Below are 26,422 nucleotides of genomic sequence, written 5' to 3'. Positions count from 1 at the left end.
GAAATCCGTCGCCAGGTCACGGGAGAGAAGGCCATGACGTCCCTTGAGGCCGGGGTTCCGGAAGGCTTCGGACCCATCTTCCGGACCAGCCCGGTCCTGGAGGCCCTCGGCGGCTTCATGAGCCGTGGCGACGGCGAGGCCCTCGAGATCGGGTTGCTGGTCGGCCCCGATCATCTGAACGCCCGCGGCGGCCTGCATGGGGGCGTCATCGCCACCCTTATGGACGTGGCGACCGGATACATGCTCGTGGCCCGTTCGGGGGGGCGGCGACGGATCACGGCGCGGCTGACCCTCGACTACAGGTCCGGCGCCGTGCCGGGCGAATGGCTCCAGGTTCACCTTGACCGGACGCAGGAGGACGGTCGAAAGACCCTCGCCTACGCCCGGCTCATGGCTGGCGAGCGTCTGGTGGCGGAGGCGAGCGTCCTGTTCATTGACGCGCCGTCCGCGAAGGCCTGAGGCGCGCCGCCGCTAAGCCCGCCCGAACGTCCCCAGCTCGGCGTGGCGACCGAAGACCCAGCGGTTCACGGTCAGGCCCACCGCCAGGCAGGTGATCAGGGTCACCAGCATCAGGTGGATGTAGTGGATCGGCGTCCAGACGAAGGTGAAGACGGCGTAGAGACCGACGCCGAACCCCACGGCGGCCATGGCCGCCCGGGCGTCCACGTTGCGGAAGACCAAGCCCAGTATGAAGGCCGACAGGATGGGCATGGAGAGCAGGCCGTTCAGCTGCTGTACCAGGTTGATGATCGAGGCGGCCCCTGAATAAACCGGGACCAGGGCGATGGACACCGCCATGAACGCCAGCGAGATCACCGTGTTCAGCCGCTTCACGTCCGGGTTGGGCGCGATGTAGGGCTCGTGCAGGTCGCAGACATAGAGGGTGACCGACGAGTTCAGCACCGAGGTGTAGCTGGTCAGGACGGCGGCGGCCATGAAGGCGGCGAAGGCGCCGGACAGCCAGGAGGGCATGACCTCGGCCACCACCCGGCCGTAAGTCGCATCGCCGATGTCGCCGAACAGCTTGTAGGCGCAGACCCCCGGCACCACGACGATGGCCGGTACGAAGAGGATGCGGATGACGATGGCCGCGAACACCCCCTTCTGCCCCTCGCGCAGGTTGGGGGCCGCCATGGCCCTCTGGGTGATGGTCTGGTTGGTGGACCAGTAGAACATCTGGATGAAGATCATCCCGGTCAGGAGGGTCGGCCAGGGGATGGGGCTGTCGGGCCCGCCGATCATGCTGAGCCGCTCAGGGGGGATGCCTGAGAAGTCGAAGCCGATGGCCGCCATGGCCAGCACGGTCACCGCCGCCGCCATGCCCAGCACGCCCACGCCCGACAGGGTGTCGTAGACCGCCACCGCCCGCAGGCCGCCCAGCACGGTGTAGGCCGCGCCCACCGCCGCGATCCCCCCCGCCAGCACCATCAGGGGCGGGGCGTGCTCGAACATGGTCGAGAGGAACAGGGCTCCCGTATAGGTCATGATCGGCAGGTAGATGAAGACATTGCCCAGCAGGAACAGGAGGGAGACCGTCGCCCTCAGCCCCTTCGACCCGTACTTGCGCTCGAGCAGCTCGGTCGTGGTGGTGCAGTTGTTGCGGTAGTAGATGGGCAGGAAGACGAAGGCCAGCATGGCCAGGCCCGCCACGGCCGCCAGCTCCCACCAGGCGAGCAGCAGCATCTGGTTGCCGTTCATGCCCACCAGCTGGTCGGTGGACAGGTTGGTCAGGGTGATGGAGCCGGCCACGAAGGGCCAGGACAGGTTCCGCCCCGCCAGGAAGAACTCGCTGTGGCTGTCGGTGGAGCGCCCGCCCATGCGTCGCACCTGCCACCAGGTGGCCAGGGCCATTAGCCCGGTCAGGGCGGCGAAGACGCCCCACTGGATCGCGTTGGATGTCATGCCTGGCCGCCCCCCAACGGCTCGGCCAGTCTAGGCGGAACCGGCGCGGAAAGCCAAACGGAGGTCCCCGCGGCCGTCAGGCGGGCGCGGCCGAGCCGCCCGCCAGCATGCGAAGGGCGATCGCTTCCTCGCCCAGGACCACGTGGTTGGCGCCCCGGAGCCTTAGATCCTCGACCTCCTCGGCGGAGTGGGCGCGGGCGATGATGTTGAGGCCGGGGTTAAGGTCGCGGGCGCGGTGGACAATGCCCCCGGCCTCAAAACCCTCCGGGATCGCCACAAGCAGCCGGCCGGCCTCAGTCAGCCCCGCCTTTTCGAGGGTCTGGAGGTGGGTGGCGTTCCCTGTCACCACCTCGTATCCGGCGGCGCGGGCTTCATCGGCGCGGTCCGCCTGCTCCTCGACGATCACAAAGTCCGCATGGGCCGCCTTGAGCCGCCGCGCCAAGGATTTTCCGACACGCCCATAGCCCACCAGCACTGCCCGTCCGGCGGCGGCGGAGACCGATGCATCCGCGGCGGGGGTGGCGCTGGCGGCCTCTCCGGACTTGCGAACCACCAGCCCGAAGATGAAGGGATTGGCGAGGATCGACAGGATCGCGCCGGCCAGGATCAGGTCACGCGCCTCTTCCGGCAGGATTCCGAGGCTTGCGCCCAGACCGGCGAGAATGAAGGAGAACTCACCGATCTGGGCGAGGCTCGCCGAAACGGTCAGAGCTGTTCCCTTGGGATAGCCGAACACCCGAATAATGGCGTAGGCGGCGACCGACTTGCCGAAGATGATGATGGCGACAGTCGCCAGCAGAGGCACGGGCTGCTCGAGAATCACCGACGGATCGAACAGCATGCCCACGGAAACAAAGAACAGGACCGCAAAGGCGTCCCGGAGAGGCAGGGATTCCTCGGCCGCGCGGCGGCTCAGCTGGGTTTCCCCGAGGATCATGCCGGCGAAGAAGGCGCCCAGGGCGAACGAGACCTGGAAGACATAGGCCGCGCCGAACGCCACCCCCAGCGCAATGGCCAGGACGGCGAGGCGGAACAGCTCCCGCGACCCCGTATGCGCCGTCCAGTGGAGAATCCAGGGAATGACCCTCCGGCCAACGATCAGCATGAGGGCGGCGAAACCCGCGACCTTGACCAGGGTGCCGATGGCGGCGGAGAGCAGGTCTGTTCCTCCCGCCCCGTTTCCGGCCTGCATCTGCGCGAAGACGGGAAGGAGGACCAGGGCCATCACCATGGCCAGGTCCTCGACGATCAGCCAGCCGACGGCGATCCGGCCCCGCTCGGTCTCCACCAGGTTTTCCGACTGCAGGGCGCGCAGCAGGACGACCGTGCTGGCGACCGACAGGGCGAGGCCAAAGACCAGACCGGCCGCCACCGTCCATCCCATCATCAGGGCGAGAGCGACGCCCATGGCCGTGGCTGAGCCCATCTGGACGAGGGCGCCGGGCACCGCGATCCGGCGGACGGACATCAGGTCCTTGAGGGAGAAGTGGAGCCCCACCCCGAACATCAGCAGGATCACGCCGAGTTCGGCGAGCTCGGTCGCGATCTTGCCGTCGGCGACATAGCCCGGAGTAAAGGGACCGATCAGGACGCCGGCGAACAGGTAGCCCGCGACCGGAGAGACCTTCAGCCGGTGCGCCAGAGCCCCCATGGCGAAGGCCGCCACAAGGCCGGCGACGATCGTGGCGATGAGAGGCGTATGGTGGAGCATGGCGTGACAGTAGCGAGCACGAACCCCGCGTTCAATGCCGCCCGGCCGTCTTCGCCTTCGGCGCCATCTCGCCGATCCAGGCTGAGATGAGGGCGACGCCCTCCTCGTGGATCAGGGCGCGGCCGAGCTCGGGCATCATCACGCCCGGCTCCCCGGAGGCCATGCGGAAGGCCAGGATGGAGCGCCCGGGATGGCCGGGCTCGATCCCGACGGCCAGGTCTCCGGCGCCCCGGCCCGCCGCCACCGGGGGCTTGCCGACGCCGAGGGCCGCGGGCCGGGTCTCCTCCGCCGTCAGAAAGAGGCCCGAATTGCTCGCCGAGCCCGAGGGGCTGTGACAGTGGGCGCAGTTGACGTCGAGATAGGCCCGCGCGCGGGCGTCGAGGGACTGCCGGGGGTCGTCCCAGGCGGCCAGGTGCGGCCGGGCTGCGGGCGGCGGCGCCCCGTCGAGCAGGCCCGCCCGGCGCCAGCGCTCCAGCTGGTTGGTCCGGCCGCCCCCGGCCAGGGCGATTTCATGGTTCAGGTTTCGCGCCTTCGGGCCGATGGGCGCGACGGCGCCGTCGACCTGGTGGCAGGTCTTGCACTGGTTCTGGTTGGGCACGGCGTAGTCGAGGGCGACCTCGCGACCCCGGGAGTCCGTGAAGCGGACCGGCAGTCGGGCGCCGGCGCGCCTCAGGACGGCCTCGGTCCCCTCGGCGTTCCATACGTAGGTCTGGGCCGTCCATCCGGAAGCCTTGTGGATCAGCAGGCGCGTCTCGACCTTGCGCACGTCGCGGTCGGGGCGACGCAGGTCGGCGGGATAGGCGAAGGTCTTGACCAGGACCGCGCCCACAGGAAAGTCGAGGACGCCCGTCGCCGTGTAGCCGATCCTCGCCCCGGGCGGCGTGAAGACAAGGCGGGACTTTTCCGCATGGTCCGTGAAAAGGGGCGTGGCGAGGGTGTAGGGAACGACCCGCCCGTTCGGCCGGTCGGCGCTTGCATCGACGAAGAGTCGGTAGTCCGAAAGCCGCTGTGCGGGCGCCTCCTGAAGGACAAGGTCGAGATCAACCCCCGGCGGGGACGAGGCGGCGCCCAGGACCGTGAGGGCGGCGAGGAGGACGAGGCCGCGCCTCACTTGCCGGCGGCGTCCAGGCTCACCGCAGGCGGCTCGGCGATGGCGGCGTCGGAGACGTTTGTCGACACGGTGGGCGCCGCGGCGTCCACCCGACCTGGGCCGGGCAGGTTGAGGTTCAGCACAGGGCCGTCGGCCAGGTTGACCCGCACCTCGGCGGGCCGGCCGCCGGCGGCGCGGACACCGTCCCAGACCACCGGAGGCAGGGGCCCGCCCAGGGCCCTGGCGATCTCCGGCCCGCCGGGGAACTTCGGGTCCCAGCCATTGCGTCCGATCCGGTTGGCCCGGACCACGATGTCCCTCGGCAGGGGATTGTAAGTCGGGTCGTTGAAGGCCTGGGTGTAGCTGACCAGCATGACCCCGGCGCTCTGGTTGCCGCTGATCTCGTTCTCAAAGACGTGGACGTTGCGGTTGGCCATGACCATCACCCCCGTCCCGGTCGGCACGCCGGCGACGATGTTGCCCTTGGGGGCGAAGTTGGGGGTGTCGTTGTCCACCACCCGGTTGCGGAAGACGCGGGTGGAGTGACCGCCCATCTGCGGCAGGTTGGGCAGGTCGAAGACCAGGATACCCCCGGCGTTGCGGGTGGCGACATTGTCGTGGACGTCGGCGAACATGGAGTTCTCGATCTCGATCCCGGCGACGTTGAACTCCGCCCGGCTGTTGCGCACGACGATGTGCCTGGACTGGCCGACATAGATGCCGGCGTCCGAGGCGCCCTTCACCACCACCCCGTCGATCAGCACGCGCTCGGAGGCCACGGGATAGACCCCGTAGGCGCCGTTGGTCTCCCTCGGCCCGCCGGTCCACTCGACCCGCAGGTTGAGGTAGCGGATGTCGTCGGCGCCCTTGGACTTGATGCCGTCGCCGCGGGTGTCCTCTACCGCGAGATCCTTCACCGTGACCCGGTCGGAGGTGATCAGAAGGCCTTCGCCGGCGCCCTTCTGCCCCTTGAAGGACAGGACGGTGGCGCCCGGTCCGGCGCCGGCCACGGTGACGCCGTCGACGTCAAGGGACAGGCCATCGGTGAGGTCGTAGCGGCCTGCGGCGATCTGCACGGTGTCGCCGGGCGTCGCATCCAGAAGGGCGGTCTGGAGGCGTTCCTGGGCGTCGGGACCGGGCGTCACGGTCAGGGTGGCGGCCTGGGCGGTCCCGCAGGCCGCTGCAAGCCCGGCGACGACGGCAAGACGTGCGGTGATCCTGGACATGGTTCCCCCCTTGCGGGCCTCTGACGGCGCTGGCGCCTCGACCCTTGAGAAGACATGTTACGACCTGTCGCCCGGCTGTCCAGAAGGCGGGGCGGTGCGCTTGTCCGACTTGGAATTTACGTTTACAGCGTACGAAAATCTTCTCCGGGAGAACCGCCATGAGCCGCACCCCCCGCCTCGCCGCCCCGCAGGACCGCTACGCCGAGAACGGCGGGGTGAAAATCCACTATGTCGTCGAGGGGGAGGGCCCGCTGGTGGTGATGATCCATGGCTTCCCGGACTACTGGGCCACGTGGAAGCCCCTGATGGGCGTCCTGCAGGCGGCGGGCTACCGCACGGCGGCTCTCGATTGCCGGGGCTACAACCTTTCGGACAAGCCGGAGGGGGTCGAGGCCTACGCTATGCCCCAACTGATCGGCGACGTCGCTGCGGTGATCGCCGCCGAGGGGGCGGAGAACGCGGTGGTCATCGGGCACGACTGGGGCGCCGCCATCGCCTGGCAGGTGGCCATCCACCGGCCCGACCTGGTCAACCGGCTGGTCATTATGAGCGTGCCCCATCCGGCCGGCTTCGGCCGCGAGATGGCCGGCAACGCCGAGCAGCAGAAGAACAGCCAGTACGCCCGCGATTTCCAGACCCCGGGCTTCGAGAAGAACCTCACCGCCGAGGGTCTGGCCGGCTGGGTGAAGGATCCGGCGGAGCGCGCCGGCTATGTCGAGGCCTTCCGGCGTTCCAGCCTTGCGGGGATGCTGAACTATTACCGGGCGAACTATCCTTCGGGCGCGGGCGAAGCGCCCGTGGCCGCCCCGGACCTTCCGCCTGTGCAGGCTCCGGTCCTGGTCATCCACGGCATGAGGGACAAGGCCCTGGCCGCCGCCGGCCATGCCGGGACCTGGGACCATGTGGCCCGGGACACCACCCTGCTGATGATCCCCGACGCCGACCATTTCGTGCAGCACGACGCCGAGGCCCTGGTAAACCGCACCCTCCGCAGCTGGCTGGCCGACCGACGATGAGGCGGGAGCTCCTTACGTCCAGTGTCAAGTTGACTTGACATAGTCAGGTCAAGCTGACAGAGTGTCAGGGTAACCTGACACTACGGGACGCCATGAACAATCGACTCAGACTCCTGAGGGCCGAGCGGGGCTGGAGCCAGGCCGAGCTGGCGGGACGCATCGACGTCTCGCGCCAGGCGGTCAACGCCATCGAGACCGGCAAGCACGACCCCTCCCTCAGCCTCGCCTTCCGCATTGCCCGCGAGTTCGCCCTGCCCATCGAGCAGGTCTTCGACGGTCGCGACGCCTGATATTCCCCAGAAGGAAGACAAGATGACCTCCCCTGAACAGAATTCCGCCGCCCTCTCCGGCGAGGCCCGTCTGCGCCAGCGAAGCCGCCGGATCCGTACCATCTGGATCCGGGTGTGCGGCCTCGGCTTCATCGCCGGCCTAGTCTTTGGCGTGGCCGGGGGTTCCAGCACCCTGCACCTCTCCCCGATCGTCTTCTGGCTGATGGTCGCGGCGTCGGCCGCAGGCTTGGTCGCGATGAACGTCTGGTTCATGCGCAGCGTCGACGAGGTCGAGGTCATGGACAACCTCTGGGCGGGCTTTGCGGGGTTGAGCGCCCACATCGTCATCGGCGCCGGATGGACAGCCGCGGCCAGCCGAGGATTTGCGCCCGCTCCCGACGTCCTCGGCGTGATGGTCGCGACCCTTGTCGTCACCCTCCTGGCCTACGGCGCGCTGAAGCTGCGCCGGCGGCTGGGCTGATCCTTCCCGTTCCTCCAGGAGACCCCTGATGTTCCGCCGCTTCGCCGCCCTCGCCGCCGCCTTCAGCCTCGCCGCCGCGCCCGCCCTCGCCGCCCCCCGCGACGCCGATCCCGCCCTCTGGATGGTGCGCGACGCCGACACCACCATCTACCTGTTTGGCACCGTCCACTTCCTGCCCAAGGACCTGTCCTGGTTCGACGAGGCCGTGGCTGACGCCTTCAACGCGTCCGACGAGTTGCGGATGGAGCTCCTGCCGGTCGACGACCCGGCCAGCCTCGGCCCCCTCATCATGAAGCTGGCCGTCGACCCCAATGGGCGCACCATGGCCCAGAGGCTCTCCCCAGAGGACCATGCGGCCTATGTGCGCACCCTCCAGGACCTCGGCCTGCCCGCCGCCCAGCTGGAGCCCCTCGAGCCCTGGTTCATCGCCGTCCAGGCGGCGTCGGTCATGTACATGAAGGCGGGTCTCGACCCCAAGACCGGCGCCGAGTCCATTCTGACCGAGGCCGCCCGCAAGTCCGGCAAGTCGATCACCGCCTTCGAGACCCCCGAGCAGCAGTTCACCATGCTGGACTCCACCCCCGAGGCCGAGCAGCTGGCGGGCGTCCGGGACCTCGCTCACAACCGCGAGGAGGGCCTGGCGATCATGTCCCGCCTGGTCGACCATTGGACCCGCGGCGAGGCCGATGCGACGGGACGTCTCATGAATGAGGAGATGAAGGACACGCCGGAGACCGCCAGGATCCTGCTGACCGAGCGCAATGTCCGCTGGGCGAAGGACCTGAAGGCCCGGATGGACCGGCCCGGGGTGGTCTTCGTGGCGGTCGGGGCCGGGCACCTGGCGGGCGATAGGAACGTCCGCGAACTCCTGGAGAGGGAGGGCCTGAGAGTCGAACGTATCGCCTACTGAGGCAATGCGATTACGCCCCCGGCGGACCGGGCGGCGGAGCCGCTGAGGCCTGCGGACTTGCCTGCCCGGACATCATGTGACACTTCATGTGTCAATTGATGGCTTAAGGAGAGCCGGATGGCGCGCAAGACCGCGAGGCGGAAGCTGGCCCTGTGGGCGGGCGCCGCCGCCGGCGCCCTGTCGCTCCTCGGCGCCGAGGGCACGTCCGCCGCGCCGGCGCTGAAGACCACTGAACGGACCGGGCCCAACATCATCGTCATCCTGTTCGACGACGTCGCCCTGATGGATCTGGGAGCCTACGGGGGCGAGGCGCGGACCCTGAACATTGACGCCCTGGCCCGGCGGGGCGCCCTGTTCACCGGCTATCGCACCTCGCCCCTTTGCACCCCCTCCCGGGCCATGCTTCTGACCGGGATAGACAGCCACCGGGCAGGAGCCGCGACAATCGGGGAGGTCCTGCCTCCGGAACACAGGGACCGGCCGGGCTACGCCCTGCGGATCCAGCCAGAAATCCTGACCCTGGCGGAGCGCCTTCGTGGCGAAGGCTACCGGACCCTGATGGCGGGGAAGTGGCACCTGGGCCATGGACCGGGCGAACTGCCCGACGGCCAGGGCTTCGACCGCTCGCTGGCCATGGACGCCTCGGGCGCGGACAACTGGGCCCCGAAGTCCTACATGCCCTATTACAGGGAGGCGCCCTGGTTCGAGGATGGACGGCCCGTTCGGATGCCGGAGTCGTTTTATTCCTCGGACCTGCTCGTGGACAGGCTGACCCGCTACATCGACGAGTCGCCCGCCGGCCAGAAACCCTTTTTCGCCTATCTCGCCCTTCAGGCGGTGCACATTCCCGTCCAGGCGCCCGCGCGCTTCAGCGACGGCTACCGGGGCCGGTTCGATGCGGGCTGGGAGGCCCTCCGGGACGAACGGGTGGACAAGGCCAGGCGCAACGGCCTGCTCCCCAAGGACGCCGCGGTCGCAGGCTTCTCCCCAAACGCCCGGGATTGGGAAGCCCTGTCGCCGGAGGAACGCCGGATGGCCGCCCGATCGATGGAGGTCTACGCCGGGATGATCGAGGCTGCGGACTCGGCCATAGGCCGGCTGATCCGCCGGCTGGAGGCCCGGGGCGAGCTCGGGAACACCCTCTTTGTCATCACGTCGGATAACGGTCCGGAACCCAGCGACCCTGTCCACCAGCGGGGCATGGGCCTTTGGATGCGGCTCAACGGCTACGCCTGGAGAGAAGAAGGACTGGGCGGCCCGGGCAGTCTCAACTTCATCGGCCGCGAATGGGCGGAAGCCCTGGCCGCGCCGGGACGGCGATACAAGTTCTATGTCTCCGAGGGGGGCCTGCGAGCGCCCCTTATCGTCTCCGGCCCGGGCGTGGCGCCGGGGCGCCGGATCGACGGCCTGACCTTCGTCACCGATGTCACGCCCACCCTCGTGGACCTTGCCGGCGCGAGGCCTGCCCCCGAGGCCCCGGCCATGGACGGGCTGAGCCTGCGGTCCGTCCTGGCCGGCGGCGAAGGTCCGGTCCGTGGATCGGAGACCCCGCTCGGTATCGAAGTGTCCGGCAACGCCGCCCTCTATCGGGGCGACTACAAGATCATCCGCGACATGCCGCCCCTCGGAGACGGCCGCTGGCGGCTCTATGACGTGGTGCGGGACCCGGGCGAGACCCGCGACCTGTCCGCCGCCGACCCCGGGAGGCTGAAACTCATGCTCGCCGACTACGCCGCCTATGAGGCCCGGGTCGGTGTTGCGCCCGTGCCTGAGGGGTACGACATGCAGAGGCAGCTGGCGGCCAATGTCCTGGCCAGGCAGGCGCCCACCCTTCTGGCGGCCGCAGGGATCGCCCTTCTGGCGATGGCCGGCGCCGGCGTGCTGCTCTGGCGGCGTCTGCGGCGCGGGCGCGCGCCGCCCTGACGCCGGACAACGACTTGCCAGCCGCCCGACTCCAACGGAAAAGGGATCCATGACCTCAGCTGATCCCCCGGAGGCGGCCGGCCGAATTCCCCGAGTGGTCCTGGCCTGGGGCCTCGCCGGACTGATCCCCTTCCTGGGCCTGCCGGTCCTGGCGCTGGCGGCGCCGGGACTGGAGGGCCTCGCCGACAGGGCCCTGGGGTTCTACGCCGCCGTCATCCTGTCCTTCCTGGGCGGCGCCCGCTGGGGCCTTGAAATCCGCTCCGAGCGGCCCGACCCGGGAGTCATCGCCCTGTCGATGGTTCCCAGCGTGGCGGCCTGGGTGCTGATCGCCAGCCCCGGCCTGCCGATCAACACCCTCCAGCTCCCGGCCCTGGCGACGGCCCTGGCCCTGAGCTGGCTCTGGGACATCCGCTCCGAAAGACCTCCCCCCTGGTTTGCGCGCCTTCGCAGCCTGCTGACGGCGGGCGCCGTCGCGGGGCTCGCCGCAGGCGCCCTGAGCTAGGTCGAAGGGTCGATCACCACGCGGCCGCGGACCCTGCCGTCGAGGATCTCCCCGGCAAGGCGGGGCAGGTCGGACAACCCGGCCGTCTGCGTCATGGCGTCGAGGCGGGCGAGATCCAGGTCCGTCCCGAGTCGGCGCCAGGCCTCGATCCGGTCCGGTGTGGAGCGCATCACGCTGTCCACGCCGGCCAGGACCACGCTGCGAAGGATGAAGGGCGCCACGGACCCGGGCAGGTCCATGCCCTGGGCCAGACCGCAGGCCGCCACGGCCCCGCCGTAGCGGGTCTGAGAGAGGGCGTTGGCCAGGGTGTGGCTGCCCAAGGAGTCCACCACGCCGGCCCAGCGCTCCTTGCCGATGGGCCGGGCGGGACCGGAGAACTCGGCGGCGTCGATGACCTCGGCGGCGCCCAGGCTCCGCAGGTAGTCGCCTTCGGCCTCCGCCCGGCGGGACGAGGCCACGACCCGGTGGCCGAGGGCCGAGAGCAGGGCGATGGAGATGCTGCCGACCCCGCCGGCCGCGCCGGTCACCAGGATGTCGCCCGAGCCCGGGGTCACGCCCTGGCGCTCCAGGGTCATGACGCAGAGCATGGCCGTGTAGCCCGCCGTGCCGATCGCCATGGCGCGCGTGGTGGACAGGCTGTCAGGCAGGCGGACCAGCCACTCCCCCTTCACCCGGGCCCGCTGGGCGTAGCCCCCGTGCCAGGTCTCCCCGACGCCCCAGCCGTTCAGCACCACCCGGTCGCCTGCGGCGAAGCCGGGGTTGGCCGAGGTCTCCACCACGCCGGCGAAGTCGATGCCGGGAATGATCGGAAAGGTCCGCAGGATGGGCGAGCGCCCGGTCAGGGCGAGGCCGTCCTTGAAGTTGATCGTCGAGGCCTCCACCCGGACGGTGACGTCGCCCTCCATCAGGTCGGCGTCGGTCAGGCTCTCGAGGCGGGTCTCGATCCCGGCGTCGGTCTTGTGGGCGCGCAGGGCGCGGAAGGTTGCGGGCACGGTCGGACTCCATCGACGTACAGGTTGGAGGTCTTCTACAGGCCGCGGGGCGGCCCGCAAGCGGACCTTCAGGCGTCCTTCAGGGCGAAGTCGAGCAGGGGATTGATGGCCGGCCAGACCACGCCGGTGTGGGTCTCGCCCTCGAAGACCCGCGAGGCGAAGCGCCAGCCCGGCGGACCGGCCAGGGCGCCGAGTCGGGCGGACAGTTCGACGGCGTTGTCCACCATGCGCGCAGGCGAGCCCTCGGGCTGCTCAAGGGAGCCGACGCCGACAAAGAGCCGGGGTGGCCTGGCGAGGCCCGCCAGCGCGGACGCAAAACCCGCCTCACCCTTGAGGACAATACGATCGTCCCACCAGATGGAGGGGCTGAGGGACAGCCAGGCGGAGAAGGCGTCGGGTCTTCGGAACAGGCTGTGCAGGACGAAGAGGCCGCCCAGAGAGTGGCCGAATACGGACTCGCGGTCCGGATCGACGGGCAGGACCTCGGCGACCCGCGCGCGCACCTCCTGGGTCAGGATCTCCAGGAAGTCATCCGCGCCGGCGTAGCGGATCTCCCCCGAGGCAAAGGTGTGGTTGGCCTTCTCGGCCGCATCCGGCTCGGTGGGAGTGAGGTCGAGGAACCGTCGCCCGAGGGCCCCGGTGAAATCCTCCCCGGGGTAGCCGACCCCCACCACGACGGCGTGGGGCAGCTCCAGACCGGCGGCGGCGCGGAGCCGGGCGGCGTCGGCGAAGGACCCGAAGTACCCGTCCCCGTCGAGGACGTAGAGGACAGGGTATCCGCCCTCGGGCGGCGGGCCGTAGGGGGTGGCGATTCTCAGCCGGTAGGCCTTTCCGTTGATCCGGGAGGTGAAGTCCTGCTGTCGGGCGAGCGGATAGCTGGCGGCTTTCATGGCGGGTCCCGGTTCAGGGCGCGTAGCTGGACCGACCCTGGACGCCCCAGCGGCCGTCCTGGAGGGTCACGATGTAGATGGAGTCAAAGCTGCTGATCAGGCTTCCATCCGGCCGGAACCGGGCGAACCGGGTATCGAACTGAACCTTGTCCGGCCCGGCGTGGATCACCTCCCGGCGGAGCCAGGCGGAGCGGCCCCACTCCGAAAGGGCCGCGCCGGCATACATGGCGTCCGTCACCTGCTCGGGCGCCAGGATGTTCACCCGGCCTGAAGCAAAGCGGACATGGGGGAAGTTGAAGCTGGCTCTCACGCCGTCGGGGTCCCGGGCGTTCCAGGCGACCATGAAGGCGTCGAGCACATCCTGGGCGGCCTCGACCTGGTCGGCGAAGGCGGCGTGTTCCGGACGAACGGGCGGCCTGTCGACCGGTGGCTCTGTCATGGCGGCGTCCTCCCTTGGCTTTGGGCTAGGGAAGTCCAGCCCGCGGCCGGGCGCAAGGGATTCAGAACACCTTGCGGAAACTGACCTCGATCACCCGGCCCACCGGGTCGAGGATGTCGGCGGCGTATCCCGCAGGCGTGGCGCCCTTCCCGTCGCGGACCTCCAGCCGGGAGTCGAAGAGGTTGTCCACGGCGAAGGTCAGACGGGCGCCCTTCAGGAAGGGCCAGCGACGGACCAGCTCGGGCGTTCCGGCAAAGGTCTCGAACATCCGCACATCGAAGGTGGCGAGGTCCGAGAAGGTCAGGTCGCTTTCGGGCGTCTCGCCGCGCACCTCGGTGCCGCTCCTCCAGGCGCCTGTCAGGCGGATCCCGCGACCCTTGTGGAACAGGCCCGCCTGGAGATCGACCGCGTGCGCCGGCGTCCCTCCGCGGTCCCCGGCGGCGGACCCATCCAGCAGGTCGAAGACCGGACCGCCGGAGCGGACCAGGATCCGGTCGGTCAGGACAGCGGTGTGGTAGAGCGAGACCTGGAAGCCGTTCCGGGCGCCCGGAGGGCCCGTTCCCGGTCCCATGCCGCCGCCCGGGGGGCCCATCCGCGCGCCAGGGGGGCCGCCACGCGGACCGCCACCCGCGCCGACGGGCCGTCCCGTCGCAGGCCCGGCGCCTCCGAACCAGTTGAAGCCCCAGCGGATCTCTTCGCGATCGCTGCGCAGGAAGTTCACCGGCCGGATGTCGACCAGTACGAGACGGCCGGTTCCGTCCCGCAGGAACCGTTCGGGGAAGGCGGCCTGCACCTCGGCGGTCAGGGCCGGCAGGGCGGAGGCCGGGTCCTCAGCGCGACTGCGGGTGTAGTTGGCCGACAGGTTGATCTCGCGATCCGCGAAGGGCTTCCAGTTGACGCCCAGGCGGGCCGCGTCGCGAGTATCGTTGGCCAGGGCCGGATCCCCCCCAGAGACCTGGGTGACCTCGACCGTCTCGCCGCGCACGTAGTCGAAAACCCGCACCCCCGTGGTGAGCGAGCGCGGCGCCCCCAGCTGGGTCAGGGTGGGCGGCGACTGGTCGCGGCTGAAGGAGGCCAGCAGGGTCACGCGATCCGCGGGGGACCAGTTCAGGCCTCCGCCCACCGCCGTCAGGGTCCCGGCGTCCGACAGACTCTCGCCCTGCAGGTTGAGATTCACGGACAGGTCGCCGAGCCGCCCGAGGCCTTCGGTATCCCGGCGGAGGAGAGGCAGGTCGAGGCTCGCCTGTGCGTTGACTCCCGTCCGGGCGATGTCCGTGGTCCGCTCCACCTCGCGGCGCACCGAACGGGACTTGAGCCAGTTTCCGGTCGCGCCGGCCTTCAAGGAGATGAAAAGTGACCCGGCCGGGAGTTCGGCCAGGGCGCCGGCGGCCAGGGCCTGCAGATCCGCCCCCGCCGTCCGCGACCGGGTTCGGTCCGGGGCGAAGGCGGGAAGATCGCCGGCGCCAAGGTCGGCGTAGGGATTGAAGGCGGGATCCCCGGCTGTCAGCCGGACCTGGGCCGGCCGGGCGTCTACCCCGCCATCGGTCCGGGTCACGACATCGGCGAGGTCGAGACCGCCTGTGAGGGAGAGCCGCCAGGCGTTACGCGACCCGTTCAGCCCGAAGCCGAGGCGTGCGTTCCAGTCCTCAGATGTGCGCCGGATGGGACCGCGGGCTGCTTCCCGGCGCAGAAGATCCACAGGGCCCGAAAAGGGCGACCATGGAGTCCCCTGGGGCAAGACCAGGGTGTAGGCCGAGAGTCCCTGGAGGGACTCCGCACTGCCGAGGCTGAGGGCCAGATTGACAGTCCCCGTGCTGGTCGGGGTGACATTCCGGGCGAGGACGCCGTTGATCTCTAGGCGCCGCGTCTCGGGCGTCAGGGTCCGGAGGGCGGCCTCGCCGTCGGGGGCCAGCTTCCCCGCCAGCGGTGCGATCTCGGCCAGGGTCGGCGGACGCTGACGGGCGATGGCGGGCACGCCCGCCAGCCGTGTCAAGACGCCCGCGAGGGTGCTGAGGGCGGGATCGATCTCGCCTCCCGGGCCCCGACCCCGATAGGCGCCGGCGGCGGTGAAAGGGGCGACGGAGGCGGCGGGGGGAACGTCACGCTCAGCCTCGGTGACGGCGGAGGCTTCCGTCCAGTCGACCCTCAACTGGGTCCGCTGGTCGCCGTCGATGCGGAACACGCCGGACTCGAGCTCTCGGGTGACCGTGCCCCCGGCCGTGGCCGCCTCCAGGTCAATCTCCGCGGTGATGGCGCGGAAGGACTTGCGCGTGACGAAGTTAAGGACCCGCTGGTCAGCCGGGAAACCGTATTTGAGCGCCGCCTCCTCGGGGAGGACGTCGACCCTCAGTATGGCCTCGGGCGGAAGGTCCCTGAGTTCGGAGAAGCCCGAGACCCGTGCGCCGTTCAACAGCACGACCGGCGGGCCTCCGCGAGAGCGACCCCGCCCCGACTGGGTCTGCGGCGCCAGCTGAGCGACGAGTTCGGCCACATTGCTGACGCCGTAGGACTGGATCTCGGACGCGTCGATCTGCAGTTCGGGTTTGATGTCGCCCACCACGCCGCCGGCGCGGTCCGCCGGCGCCTCGACCACCAGCTCGTCGACCACGGCCTCACCAGCAGGGGGCCGGGCCTCCCGCGCAAGGGCCGGGGATTGCGAGGCCAGCACCAGGATCAGGGGTGAAAGGAGAAACGTCCGCACGGCGACTCCACCCGCCGGACGCCCAGGCCAGGTCAGCCAAGGCCAGGACGGCTCAGACGGCCAGATGGGGGCCGAAGACGGAAAGTGAAACGCCGGGCCCCCGGATTTCCGTCGCGGGCGCCCGGCTAGGGGGCGGGCTTCAGGCGGTGTTCAGGTGAAAGCGGACGCCACAGACCTCCACCGTCTGACCCGAGGCGGGCAAACCCCGGGCCCGGGCCCGCTGCAGGATCGCCGACACGTCCCGGACGGTCAGGTCGACGGCCGAAAGTCCGGGACCCCGACCATCGGCGGGAGCGACAAACTTCAGGACAGCGTTGTTCAGGCGAACCTCCGGAACGCCCCCGGCGGTACCCACCGGCGCCCCGGTGACGGCGCTCCACAGGCGGGCCGCCTGGTCGGGATCGTCCGCCTGCAGCTCCACGCCGGTGAAGTCGACCACCAGGTCCTGCCGGACCTTGTCCTCCCATCCCGTCCCGCCCGCAGGCGGCCAGGGGCCGGAGAGATCGCCGTGCTCGTCCCACTCCACGTCCAGAAAGGTTGTCTTCAGGTCGCCGGGATGCAGCTGGATCAGGGTCCACCCTCGGCGGGCCGACTCCCAGGCCACGCGCACGCCCGCGTCGGCGGCTTGCGCGCGGACGGCCTCCAGCTCCGCCAGGGTGGGGGTCTGGGTGATGACCATGTAGCCGCCGTCACCACCGCGTCGGTCGAGGTACCGGCCCGCCGCCGTATTCTCCTGAACCGGCGCCACCACTTCGAAGAAGTTCCTGCCCACCGGCATCAGCGTGTTCTCGAGGCCGAAGGTGGCGACCCCGGGATCGATGTAGGCGCGTGCAAGTCCGAACACCGCCTCCAGATCCTGCAGCACTGGCTCGAGCTTCGCGGCAACCAGGGCGATCTGTCTCAGCTGGATGGTCATGCCTGTCTCTCCCTTTGTCCCGGGCGGCGGGTGCGGAGGAAACCTGATCCTGCTGCAGCCGACTGGCAAGGGCGCCGGTCTTGGCATTGGCGCAACCTATGCTGATCATAAATTCTTCCAGTTTGCCCTATGCAGAGGCCGGGCGTACGAGAAGCCTGCACGGCCGCCCCTACGCGGCCGGTCGACCCTGACGCCGCACGTCGGCGTCCCAGCCCTGGAGACCCGGATGAGCCTCGCGACCAGCAAGACCCTGCAAAACCTGAAGGACGCCTTCGCCGGCGAGAGCCAGGCGAACCGCCGCTACCTCTACTTCGCCCAGAAGGCCGACGTGGAAGGCTACAATGACGTGGCCGCCGTGTTCCGCTCGACCGCCGAAGGCGAGACCGGCCACGCCCATGGTCACCTTGAGTTCATGGAAGCCGTCGGCGACCCCGCCACCGGCCTGCCGATCGGCGGCACCGAGGCCAACCTGAAGGCCTCCATCGCCGGTGAAACCCACGAATACACCGACATGTACCCCGGCATGGCCCGGACCGCCCGCGAGGAAGGCTTCGACGAGATCGCCGACTGGTTCGAGACCCTGGCGAAGGCTGAAAAGTCTCATGCCGGCCGCTTCCAGCGCGCCCTTGAGTCCCTTTCCTGATCCCTCGGGACTGACGATGCGCCGGCGGCGGGCTGCAAGGCCCGCCGCCGGTTTCGCATCCACTGCCTGGAGCCTGCGCCATGTCGGACACGAAGAAGCCCGCCGCCCGTGAGGGCAGTCTGGACGCCCCCTTCCGCCACCCCATCGAGTGGCGCGACGAGGCCTATTACGATCTCGCGGCCGTCGAGGCCGAGATGGAGCGGCAGTTCGACGTCTGTCACACCTGCCGGCGCTGCTTCAACCTGTGCGACAGCTTCCCCCGGCTCTTCGACCTGATCGACGAGTCCAAGACCGGTGAGCTCGATAGCGTTCCCAAGAGCGAATACGCCAAGGTCGATGAAGCCTGCACCCTGTGCGACATGTGCTTCCTCACCAAGTGCCCCTACGTGCCGCCGCACGAGTTCGATATCGACATCCCCCACCTGATCCTGCGCTACCGGGCCGCCAAGCGCCGGGCCGGCGAGAAGAGCTTCGTGCGGGACGAGCTGGGCAAGACCGATCGCAACGGCCGCCTCGCCAAGCCCCTGGCGCGGATCGCCAACTGGGGCACGGCGCGCAAGAACACCCCGATCCGCAAGCTGCTGGACGCCATCGCCGAGATCGACGCCGAGGCCGAGCTGCCTAAGTACTACGGCAAGACCGCGAGCGACCTTCTGCCGACCCCTGTGCCCCCGGACCCGGCGGGTCCGGCCTTTGGCAAGCGTAAGGTGGCGATCTATTCGACATGCTCGGTGGAGTACAACGGCCCCGACACCGGCGTCGCCGCCGCCCGGGTCCTGGCGCGCCAGGGCATCGAGGCCAAGGTCGTCTATCCTGAATGCTGCGGCATGCCTCAGCTGGAAGGCGGGGACCTTGCGGGCGTGGCCGGCAAGGCCGCCCGCGTCGCCGCCGTCTTCGAGCCCTACATCGACCAGGGTTACGAGGTCGTGGCCCTGACGGCGTCCTGCGGCCTGATGATGAAGTTCGAGTGGCCGCTGATCCTGCCAGAGAACGCCGCGGTCGCGAAGCTCGGGGCCGCCACCCGGGACATCTGCCAGTACATTGTCGACCTGAACCGGGACCTGGGCCTGGCCCCCGGCCTGACCCCCGTCGAGGGTGGGATCACCGTTCACCATTCCTGTCACGCCCGGGCCCAGAACATGGGCGCGCGCTCCGCCGACATGCTCAAGCTGATCCCGGACACCCAGGTCGAGATCGTAGAGCGCTGCTCGGGACACGGCGGCACCTTCGGGGTGATGAAGTCGACCCGGCCCCTCGCCGTGAAGGTCGGAAGACCCACGGCCAGGCAGGTCGCTCAGAAGGGCTCCGCCGAGCTCTGCTCGGACTGCCCCCTGGCCTGCAAGCATATCGGACAGCTTCTGGCGGACGAGGAGGCGACCGCCAGCGGTCCCCAGCCCCGCCAGTCTCATCCCATCGAAATCTTCGCCCGAGCCTACGGAGTCCTCTGACCATGCCCGCCGCCCTGCGCCGCATTACGCCGGCAGACATCATCCCCGACGCTGAATTCGCCAAGCAGCGCAAGGCGCGCCGCTCGGCCCTGCTACCCCTGAAGCGCCTGCGCCGGGTCGACCTCGGCCCGGTCTGCTCATTCTACTTCGAGACTTATGAGACGATGCTCTTCCAGATCCAGGAGATGCTCCTGATCGAGAAGGGCGGGGCCGCTCAGGTCGCGGACGAGCTCGCCGCCTACAACCCGCTGGTGCCGCAGGGCTCAGAGCTGGTCGCCACCGTCATGTTCGAGATCGAGGACCCGGTGCGCCGGGCCGCGACCCTGGCCCGATTGGGCGGCGTTGAGGACCACCTCTACCTCCAGGTCGGCGAAGAGAAGATCTACGGCGTTCAGGACGGCGATGTCGAACGAACCCGTGAGGACGGCAAAACTTCGTCCGTACACTTCCTGCACTTCCCCCTGACCGAGGCCCAGAAGGCGGTCTTCCGCTCGCCGGGCGTCCAGGTCCTGGTGGGCAGCGACCATGAGGCCTATGCTCACATGGCGGTCCTGACGCCGGCGACCCGCGCCGAGCTCGCCCGCGACTTCGCCTGAGGCCGGTCGCTGGTCGGCATGGACAGGCGGGCCCTCCCCGTCGCATAGGAGGGTCCGTGACACCGGCCCCCTCACAGCGCCGCGCGGACATCGACTGGATCCGCATCGCCGCCTTCGGCGTGCTGATCCTCTATCATGTCGGCCTGGTGTACGCGCCCTGGGACTGGCATGTTCACAGCCCCCACACCATCGAGGCCCTGGGACTGGCGGCCCTGGTCACCAACCCCTGGCGGCTGACCCTGCTCTTCATGGTGTCCGGTATCGCCCTGAGGTTCATGGTCCGGAAGACCCCCCCGGCCCAGGCCTTCCGTCAGAGGCTGGAGCGGCTGGTCCCGCCCCTGCTGTTCGGGGTCCTGGTTCTCGTGCCGCCGCAGTCCTGGATCGAGGCCATGGAGAAGGGGAGTTTCTCGGGCGACCTCTGGACCTGGTGGCTGTCCGAGTTCAGCCCCGCCGGGCTTCGGGACGGGGTCCCCCTGAATCACATATGGTTCGTGCTCTACATCACGGTCTACAGCCTGGCGGCGCTGGCCCTGGCCACATCCCCCCGGCTGTTCGATCGGCTCGAGGCGGGACTGGGGCGTCTTCTGGCCGGTGGAAGACTCCTGGTCATCCCGATGATCTACCTGGCCCTGCTGCGGCTCCTGGTCTTTCCCTGGGCGGGCCTCACCAACCACATCACAGATGACCCCTACAATCACGCCATGTCCCTCGGCGTCTTCCTGACCGGCTTCCTGCTGGCTCTGCGCGAGGATGTGTGGACCCGCTTCGAGCGGATGCGCTGGACGTCCCTTGCTGTGGCGGTGGTCAGCCTGCCGGCCCTGATCCTTCTGTCCCAGCCGGTGGACCATCCCCCCGCGGCGCCGGCGAACCTGGTCTTCGCCATCTACCAATGGGCGACGATCTGTGCGGTGCTGGGCTTTGGCAGCCGGCTCCTCCGGGGTGCGGACGGCCCGGCCCTGCGCTACCTGACCGACGCTGTCTTCCCCTGCTACCTTGCGCACCAGACCCTGCTGGTCATCGCCGCCCATCTCCTCAAGCCCTGGGGCCTGCCCGTGGGCGCTGAAGCCTCTCTCCTCGTCCTGATCACCCTGGGCGGCAGCCTGGCGGTTTACGAGGTTGTGCGGCGCATCGGCTTCCTGCGCCCGCTCTGGGGCCTGCGTCCGAGCCCGAGGCCGACATGACCCGGTTCCGCCGCCGCCGTTTCCTCCTGTGGATCGGGATCGCCTCGCCGATCCTGGCCTATGTCAGCGTGGGCGTCGCGGCCCTCACCTGGCCTGGCTTTGATCACGCCACCCAATACATCAGCGAACTTGGCGGCGAGGCCGCCCCCCACCCGGCCATTTTCAATGTCGGCGTTCTGGTCTCCGGGGCCGGAGCGGGTGTGGCGGGCATCGGCTTCGCCCTGTCCGTCCTGGCCCTCGGCGGGGCGCGGATCTCCGCCGCGATCATCGCCCTCTGCTTCGGGCTTGCGGGCGTGGGCCTGGTCCTTTCCAGCCTCTATCCCTGGCCGGACCCGCGGCACCTGGCCATCAACCTCGGCCTGGGCATCCAGATCGCCCCCCTGGCCATGGTCTGGGCCCTGAGGCGGATCGAAGGCATGGGCCGGCTCCGTATCTTCCTCCTCGCGGTCTTTGTCGTCATGGCCATCCTGACGGTCCTGACCAAGCACCTGATCTTCAAGGGACTGGTCAACGACGACAATGTCGGCTGGTGGGAACGGGCCTTCGCCATCGTCCTCGTGGGCTGGACCGGCATCGCCGCCTACGCCCTGGAGCGTCGCCTCCTGATCATGGCCAAGGCCGAGTCGGAAGCCTGACCAGGGCCCGGCGCCCGCAAACCGGGCGCCCGCCCGATAACGCCGCCCGAAGTTCATGCAGGCTTGCGTTCACGTTTCCGTTATTGCATATGCGGCGCTGCAGCATAACGGGTTTGTGATCCTCTGCCTTCAGGGGTGGAGCGAGGGAGCGGCGCGGCGCGATGGACGGTCTTCGCAGCAGAGAGTTCGGCGCATCCACGGACGGCGCCTGGACCAGCGAAGCCCCTGCGCGCGTCTGGCTTCCTGCTGAGGCCCCTCTGGACATGCCGCGGCACGGTCTGGCTGAGGACGGCGCACCGCCCCCTGTCCCCCGCCCCCGCGGACTGGCCTTGCGCCGGACGGTCATGTTGACTGCGACCCTGGGGCTCTCCCTCCTCGCCTTCCTGACCCCTGCGCGGGTCTATGCGGAGGACGGCTTCACGGCCCTCGAGATCATCGCCCTGTGCCTGTTCTCGGCCCTGATCATTCCGCTGTCGGGGTGGTTCTGCAGCGCCTTCGCCGGCCTGGTCCTGCAGATCGTCCGCGGCGACCGAGACGTGTTCGAGTTCCCGGAGCGGCCGAGGCGGCCCCAGGTCCGCACCGCCCTGCTGATGCCCCTCTACAACGAGGACGCCGGCGCCGCCTTCGCCCGCCTGGCGCGGATCGACCAGGGCCTCCGGGATCTCGACGCCGCCGGCGCCTTCGACCTCTTCATCCTGTCCGACTCCACCTGCCCCGAGGCGGCGGAAGCCGAATGGGCCGCCTTCCACAGCTTCCGCCTGAGCGCCGCCTGCCGGACCTTCTACCGCCGCCGCGAGACCAATACGGAGCGCAAGGCGGGAAACATCGCCGACTGGGTCCGCAGGTTCGGCGGCGCCTATCCGCACATGGTCATCCTCGACGCCGACAGCCTGATGTCCGGCGACACCCTCCTGCACCTGGTCGACGCCATGGAGCGCAATCCGAGGGCGGGCCTGATCCAGACCGCGCCGGCCATCATCAACGCCGAGACCCTCTACCAGCGCGTCCAGCAGTTCGGGGTCCGGCTCTACGGGCGCGTGGCCGCCACGGGCCTGGCCTGGTGGACCGGCCCGGAGTCGGCCTACTTCGGCCACAACGCCATTGTCCGTGTCCGCGCCTTCGCCGAGTCCTGCGGCCTTCCGGTCCTGCCCGGCCGCAAGCCCCTGGGCGGCCATGTGATGAGCCATGACTCCGTCGAGGCCGCCTATCTGCGCCGCCAGGGGTGGAGCGTGCACATGACCGGCGCCCTGCCCGGAAGCTATGAAGAGGCGCCCCCCGGCCTGCAGGCCTTCCTGGCCCGCGACCGCCGCTGGTGCCAGGGCAACATGCAACATCTCCGGTTCCTGACGGCGGCGGGCCTCCATCCCATGAGCCGGCTCCAGATGCTGATCGGCGTCATGGCCTACCTGGCATCACCCCTCTGGTTCCTGGCCCTCCTGACCGGCCTGGTCATCCAGTTCCAGACGGAGCCGCGCCTGCTGGAAATCTCCACCCTGCACGGCTGGCGCACCATCGTGGAGCCCCGGCAGGACGGCCTTGTCGTTATCTGGATGGCCGCCCTGTCCTGGTTCCTGCTGTTCGGGCCCAAGCTGTTTGGCAGCCTCCTGGCTCTGGGGCGCCGTCGCGACCGCGAGGCCTTCGGCGGCGCCGGCTTCATCCTGCCCGGCGTGGCCCTCGAAATGGTCATGTCCATGGTGATGGCCCCGATCATGATGGTCAGCCACACCCGCATGCTGATCGAGATCTTCTCTGGCCGGGACTCCGGCTGGCGACCCCAACAGCGCGAAGCCGGGCGGATGCGATGGTCCGAGGCCTTCGCCGCCCATGCCTGGGAGGTCCGCGCTGGGGTGGTCTTCGCCGCCGCCCTGCTGGCCCGCCCGGATCTGACACTGGTCTTCCTGCCCATCGTCCTGCCCCTGCTGGCGGCGCCCGCCATCTCCCTCCTGGGGTCCCGGACCACGATCGGCGCTGCGGCGCGGCGGGCGGGCTTCCTCCTGACGCCCGAGGAACTGGACCTCGTCCCGCGCCCCGCGCGCGAGCGCCGCGCGGCGCCTGCGGTCGCCCCGCAGAGTCTGGCTGGGGCCCTTCCCGAGGCCGCCTGATCCAGGTCGGGCCTTCGGGCGGCCCTCTCAGTCTCCCGGATAGACTTCCTCGACCAGGGCCAGGGGTTCGCCATCCGGCGTCTCAAGAATGGCCCGACAGTGCAGGAGCGGCGCGCGCCCCGCCGCCTCGACCAGCCGGGTCTCGCGCCGGACCCGACGGTAACCGAGGGGGCGGGCGACCACCCCGAAGGGCTCATCCGTCTCGGCCAGGCGCCGGCGCATGTCGGCCGTCAGCCGTTCCGGCCGGTACCAGTTGACCGCACGGGACAGGATGAGGTCTCCCCACATCAGGCGCACCCGGCGACAGGCCAGGACCTCTCCGGGCGACGCCTTGAGCCGACCTCTCACCGCCTCGTCCGCGACTGTGTCGCTGGGCTCGACCCGGGCGCGCACAACGGGGCCGCCGGGCAGCCCAAAGGCTTCGCAGCGGGCCTGCAGGACCGCTGTGGCGCTGTCGGCGGCGTCGAGGTCCCGGCGGAGGGAGGCAAGGTCATCGGAAAGCAGGAACATTCGCCGGGGCCTTACCACCCCCCGCGCATTCGCCCAATACATTCCGGGAGCGCCGCCCTTGGGCGCCCGGCCAGGTGGAGCTATGAAAGGGGAATGTCCCTTCCCGCCTGCCGTCTCTACCTGATCACGCCCCCCCGGCTGGGCGACCTTGCGGCCTTTGCCGGACGCCTTGAAGCCGCCCTGTCCGCCGGGGACGTGGCGGCTCTTCAGGTGCGCCTCAAGGGGGCCCCGGAGGCTGAGATCGTCGATGCGGTCCGGGTGCTCGGGCCTGTCGCCCGCGCCCATGACGTGGCCCTGATCCTGAACGACGACCCCGACCTCGCCGCGCGCCTCGACTGCGACGGGGTCCATGTGGGCCAGTCCGATGCGTCCTACGCCGAGGCCCGGCGCCGGGTCGGACGGGACCGGATCGTCGGCGTGACCTGCCATGACAGCCGTCACCTGGCCATGGAGGCCGCCGAGCAGGGGGCCGACTATGTCGCCTTCGGCGCCTTCTTCCCCACCGACACCAAGGCCGCCCCGACCCGGGCGGAGCCGGAGATCCTGACCGTCTGGCAGGAGAGCATGGAAACCCCCTGCGTGGCCATCGGCGGCGTCACGGCGGACAACGCCAGGGGCCTGGCGGCCGCCGGCGCAGACTTCATCGCGGTATCCGCCGGGGTCTGGAACCACCCGGGCGGAGAGGCCGAGGCGGTGCGCGCCCTCAATACCGCCATCGCCCAGGGCCTGGCCGACCGGCGCCCCGCGACCGGAGTCTGAGGCCCCGCCGCCCTGCGCCTTGCCTTGCGGCGGCCCGACCACTAGGGTCCGCGCCCCATGTCGACCCAGTCCGCCCTCCTCAAGGTCATGTCCGACGCCGCCCGCAAGGCGGCGCGGGGTCTCAACCGCGACTTCGGCGAGCTGGCCGAGCTCCAGGTCTCCCGCAAGGGCGCCGCGGACTTCGTCTCCGCAGCAGACCTGAAAGCCGAGCAGGCCATTTTCGAGAGCCTGTCCAAGGCGCGGCCCGGCTATAGCTTTCTGGGCGAAGAGCGGGGCCTGATCGAGGGCACCGACAAGACCCACACCTGGATCGTCGACCCGCTGGACGGCACCACCAACTTCCTGCACGCCATCCCGCACTTCGCCATCAACATCGCCCTTCAGCGCGAGGGGGCGGTGGTGGCGGCGGTCACCTACAACCCCGTGTCTAACGACCTCTTCTGGGCCGAGAAGGGCAAGGGCGCCTTCGTCAATGATCGGCGCCTCAGGGTCGCCGCGCGGCAGCGACTGGACGAGTCCGTGCTGGCCACCGGCATTCCCTTCCTGGGCCATGGCCAGCACGCCCGGTTCCTGAAGGAGCTGCACCAGATCAGCCAGCGCGTCGCCGGCGTCCGGCGCTTCGGGGCGGCGGCCCTCGACCTCGCCTGGGTCGCGGCCGGCCGGATGGATGGCTTCTGGGAGCGCGACCTCAACGCCTGGGACCTGGCGGCGGGAGTCCTTCTGGTCACGGAGGCGGGCGGAAAGGTGACCACCGCCGAGGGCGGCGAGGATGTCCTGACCGCCGGTAGCGTCTGCGCCGCCAACCTGGACCTGCACCCCCTGATCCTCGAGCGCCTGCGCGCCGCCGCCTGAGCCTCCGGGCCCCGGCTTGACGAAACCGTCACGCGCCTGCGTTAGTCCGGGTCCATGCGCTCCCTCATTCACTCGCGCCGCGCCTTCGGGACCGGCCTCGCCGCTGCAGGAGCCCTGATGGCCTCCGCCCGCACCGCCGCCGCCTCCCCGCGCCCCCAGGTGGTCGCCCACCGGGGCGCCAGCGGCTATCGCCCCGAGCACACCGCCTCGGCCTACCTCCTGGCCATCGCCCAGGGCGCCGACGTCATCGAGCCCGACCTCGTCCTGACCAAGGACGGCGCCCTGGTGGCCCGGCATGAGAACGAGATCGGCGGCACGACGGATGTGGCCTCGCGCCCCGAATTCGCCGCCCGCCGGACCGCGCGGGACATCGACGGCGAGCGGGTCGAGGGCTGGTTCACCGAGGACTTCACCCTGGCCGAGCTGAAGACCCTGCGCGCCCGGGAGCGCCTGCCCCAGCTGCGCCCCGGCAGCGCCCGGCACGACGGCGAGGACGACGTCCTGACCTTCGCCGAGGTCGCGGCCCTGGCCCGGCGGGAGTCGGCGCGGACCGGGCGCACCATCGGCCTCTGCCCGGAGATGAAGCATCCGGCCCATTTCCGCAGGCTGGGCCTGGCGTTCGAACCCATCATGGCCGCCGCCCTGAAGGCCGAGGGCCTGGACGCCGCAACGGCGCCGGTGCTGGTCCAGTGCTTCGAGGTCGGGCCGCTGAAGACCCTTTCCACCCT

The 26,422-nt window shown here is 70.0% G+C and carries 26 protein-coding genes; 16 read left to right on the top strand and 10 right to left on the bottom strand.

Going from position 1 to position 26,422, the window contains the following annotated elements:
* Window positions 1–33: 33 nt before the first annotated feature.
* Window positions 34–459, top strand: a complete 426-nt coding sequence (locus tag IM632_RS07525) for a PaaI family thioesterase (protein ID WP_296480990.1) — start codon at window positions 34–36, stop codon at window positions 457–459.
* 12 nt (window positions 460–471) lie between these two features.
* Here IM632_RS07525 and IM632_RS07520 read toward each other — a convergent pair whose 3' ends face one another.
* From IM632_RS07520 to IM632_RS07505, 4 genes are all read right to left on the bottom strand, one after another.
* The gene (locus IM632_RS07520; protein WP_296480993.1) at window positions 472–1,902 is read right to left on the bottom strand and encodes an SLC5 family protein; all 1,431 of its coding nucleotides are present in this window, start codon (window positions 1,900–1,902) and stop codon (window positions 472–474) included.
* A 76-nt stretch (window positions 1,903–1,978) separates the two neighbouring features.
* Window positions 1,979–3,613 (bottom strand): YbaL family putative K(+) efflux transporter, encoded by a 1,635-nt coding sequence (gene ybaL, locus IM632_RS07515; RefSeq protein ID WP_296480995.1) that lies wholly within the window; start codon window positions 3,611–3,613, stop codon window positions 1,979–1,981.
* A 31-nt stretch (window positions 3,614–3,644) separates the two neighbouring features.
* Complete coding sequence (locus tag IM632_RS07510; RefSeq protein WP_296480998.1) at window positions 3,645–4,724, bottom strand: SO2930 family diheme c-type cytochrome; 1,080 nt, start codon at window positions 4,722–4,724, stop codon at window positions 3,645–3,647.
* Entirely contained in the window at window positions 4,721–5,929 is a 1,209-nt protein-coding gene (locus tag IM632_RS07505; RefSeq protein ID WP_296481001.1) for a parallel beta-helix domain-containing protein, read from the bottom strand. Before IM632_RS07505 ends, IM632_RS07510 begins: the two co-directional genes overlap by 4 nt.
* A 158-nt stretch (window positions 5,930–6,087) precedes the next feature.
* Between IM632_RS07505 and IM632_RS07500 the strand changes: the two genes are divergently transcribed.
* The 6 genes from IM632_RS07500 to IM632_RS07475 all read left to right on the top strand — a co-directional run bounded on the left by IM632_RS07500 (window position 6,088) and on the right by IM632_RS07475 (window position 11,030).
* Complete coding sequence (locus IM632_RS07500; RefSeq protein ID WP_296481004.1) at window positions 6,088–6,945, top strand: alpha/beta hydrolase; 858 nt, start codon at window positions 6,088–6,090, stop codon at window positions 6,943–6,945.
* Window positions 6,946–7,037: 92 nt separating this feature from the next.
* Window positions 7,038–7,235, top strand: a complete 198-nt coding sequence (locus IM632_RS07495; protein ID WP_296481007.1) for a helix-turn-helix transcriptional regulator — start codon at window positions 7,038–7,040, stop codon at window positions 7,233–7,235.
* A 22-nt stretch (window positions 7,236–7,257) separates the two neighbouring features.
* Window positions 7,258–7,695, top strand: a complete 438-nt coding sequence (locus tag IM632_RS07490) for a hypothetical protein (protein WP_296481012.1) — start codon at window positions 7,258–7,260, stop codon at window positions 7,693–7,695.
* A 28-nt stretch (window positions 7,696–7,723) separates the two neighbouring features.
* On the top strand, window positions 7,724–8,605 hold the full coding sequence (locus IM632_RS07485; RefSeq protein WP_296481015.1) for a TraB/GumN family protein: 882 nt from the start codon (window positions 7,724–7,726) through the stop codon (window positions 8,603–8,605).
* Between the two features lie 117 nt (window positions 8,606–8,722).
* Window positions 8,723–10,528 carry an arylsulfatase gene (locus IM632_RS07480; RefSeq protein ID WP_296481017.1) on the top strand — a complete coding sequence of 602 codons (1,806 nt, stop codon included), beginning with the start codon at window positions 8,723–8,725 and terminating at the stop codon, window positions 10,526–10,528.
* 49 nt (window positions 10,529–10,577) lie between these two features.
* Window positions 10,578–11,030: a DUF3429 domain-containing protein gene (locus tag IM632_RS07475; RefSeq protein ID WP_296552183.1), complete on the top strand. Its 453-nt coding sequence runs from the start codon at window positions 10,578–10,580 to the stop codon at window positions 11,028–11,030.
* Here the strand turns inward: IM632_RS07475 and IM632_RS07470 are convergent.
* From IM632_RS07470 to IM632_RS07450, 5 genes are all read right to left on the bottom strand, one after another.
* Window positions 11,027–12,022 (bottom strand): MDR family oxidoreductase, encoded by a 996-nt coding sequence (locus tag IM632_RS07470; RefSeq protein WP_296481020.1) that lies wholly within the window; start codon window positions 12,020–12,022, stop codon window positions 11,027–11,029. The two genes, IM632_RS07475 and IM632_RS07470, sit on opposite strands and share 4 nt — an antisense overlap.
* A gap of 68 nt (window positions 12,023–12,090) precedes the next feature.
* Window positions 12,091–12,912 carry an alpha/beta hydrolase-fold protein gene (locus IM632_RS07465; RefSeq protein WP_296481022.1) on the bottom strand — a complete coding sequence of 274 codons (822 nt, stop codon included), beginning with the start codon at window positions 12,910–12,912 and terminating at the stop codon, window positions 12,091–12,093.
* Between the two features lie 13 nt (window positions 12,913–12,925).
* Entirely contained in the window at window positions 12,926–13,351 is a 426-nt protein-coding gene (locus IM632_RS07460) for a hypothetical protein (RefSeq protein ID WP_296481024.1), read from the bottom strand.
* Between the two features lie 61 nt (window positions 13,352–13,412).
* The gene (locus tag IM632_RS07455) at window positions 13,413–16,052 is read right to left on the bottom strand and encodes a TonB-dependent receptor (protein ID WP_296481027.1); all 2,640 of its coding nucleotides are present in this window, start codon (window positions 16,050–16,052) and stop codon (window positions 13,413–13,415) included.
* Window positions 16,053–16,191: 139 nt separating this feature from the next.
* Window positions 16,192–16,968 (bottom strand): VOC family protein, encoded by a 777-nt coding sequence (locus IM632_RS07450; protein WP_296481030.1) that lies wholly within the window; start codon window positions 16,966–16,968, stop codon window positions 16,192–16,194.
* A gap of 226 nt (window positions 16,969–17,194) precedes the next feature.
* On the opposite strand from IM632_RS07450, the gene IM632_RS07445 reads away from it, so the two are divergent.
* The 6 genes from IM632_RS07445 to mdoH all read left to right on the top strand — a co-directional run bounded on the left by IM632_RS07445 (window position 17,195) and on the right by mdoH (window position 23,573).
* Complete coding sequence (locus tag IM632_RS07445) at window positions 17,195–17,611, top strand: rubrerythrin family protein (RefSeq protein WP_293512600.1); 417 nt, start codon at window positions 17,195–17,197, stop codon at window positions 17,609–17,611.
* 80 nt (window positions 17,612–17,691) lie between these two features.
* Window positions 17,692–19,059, top strand: coding sequence for a heterodisulfide reductase-related iron-sulfur binding cluster (locus tag IM632_RS07440; RefSeq protein ID WP_296498924.1), 1,368 nt, complete (start codon window positions 17,692–17,694; stop codon window positions 19,057–19,059).
* Window positions 19,060–19,061: 2 nt separating this feature from the next.
* The gene (locus tag IM632_RS07435) at window positions 19,062–19,655 is read left to right on the top strand and encodes a DUF3501 family protein (protein WP_293518363.1); all 594 of its coding nucleotides are present in this window, start codon (window positions 19,062–19,064) and stop codon (window positions 19,653–19,655) included.
* Window positions 19,656–19,711: 56 nt separating this feature from the next.
* Window positions 19,712–20,836: an acyltransferase family protein gene (locus IM632_RS07430; RefSeq protein WP_296480010.1), complete on the top strand. Its 1,125-nt coding sequence runs from the start codon at window positions 19,712–19,714 to the stop codon at window positions 20,834–20,836.
* Window positions 20,833–21,471: a DUF998 domain-containing protein gene (locus IM632_RS07425; RefSeq protein WP_293518367.1), complete on the top strand. Its 639-nt coding sequence runs from the start codon at window positions 20,833–20,835 to the stop codon at window positions 21,469–21,471. The genes IM632_RS07430 and IM632_RS07425 overlap by 4 nt, the downstream gene beginning before the upstream one ends.
* A 161-nt stretch (window positions 21,472–21,632) precedes the next feature.
* Window positions 21,633–23,573, top strand: coding sequence for a glucans biosynthesis glucosyltransferase MdoH (mdoH, locus tag IM632_RS07420; RefSeq protein ID WP_296480011.1), 1,941 nt, complete (start codon window positions 21,633–21,635; stop codon window positions 23,571–23,573).
* Window positions 23,574–23,600: 27 nt separating this feature from the next.
* Here mdoH and IM632_RS07415 read toward each other — a convergent pair whose 3' ends face one another.
* On the bottom strand, window positions 23,601–24,083 hold the full coding sequence (locus IM632_RS07415; protein ID WP_296479596.1) for a hypothetical protein: 483 nt from the start codon (window positions 24,081–24,083) through the stop codon (window positions 23,601–23,603).
* A 93-nt stretch (window positions 24,084–24,176) separates the two neighbouring features.
* Between IM632_RS07415 and thiE the strand changes: the two genes are divergently transcribed.
* The 3 genes from thiE to IM632_RS07400 form a co-directional block, all read left to right on the top strand.
* Window positions 24,177–24,842 (top strand): thiamine phosphate synthase, encoded by a 666-nt coding sequence (gene thiE, locus IM632_RS07410; protein ID WP_296479595.1) that lies wholly within the window; start codon window positions 24,177–24,179, stop codon window positions 24,840–24,842.
* 57 nt (window positions 24,843–24,899) lie between these two features.
* Window positions 24,900–25,694, top strand: coding sequence for an inositol monophosphatase family protein (locus IM632_RS07405; protein WP_296479594.1), 795 nt, complete (start codon window positions 24,900–24,902; stop codon window positions 25,692–25,694).
* Between the two features lie 54 nt (window positions 25,695–25,748).
* A partial coding sequence (locus tag IM632_RS07400; RefSeq protein ID WP_296552181.1) for a glycerophosphodiester phosphodiesterase family protein occupies window positions 25,749–26,422 on the top strand: 674 nt, incomplete at its 3' end.

The sequence above is a fragment of the Phenylobacterium sp. genome, assembly GCF_020402505.1.
GTDB lineage: Bacteria > Pseudomonadota > Alphaproteobacteria > Caulobacterales > Caulobacteraceae > Phenylobacterium.
Note: the sequence above shows the minus strand (reverse complement) of the source record. Positions and strands in the feature narration are given on the sequence as shown.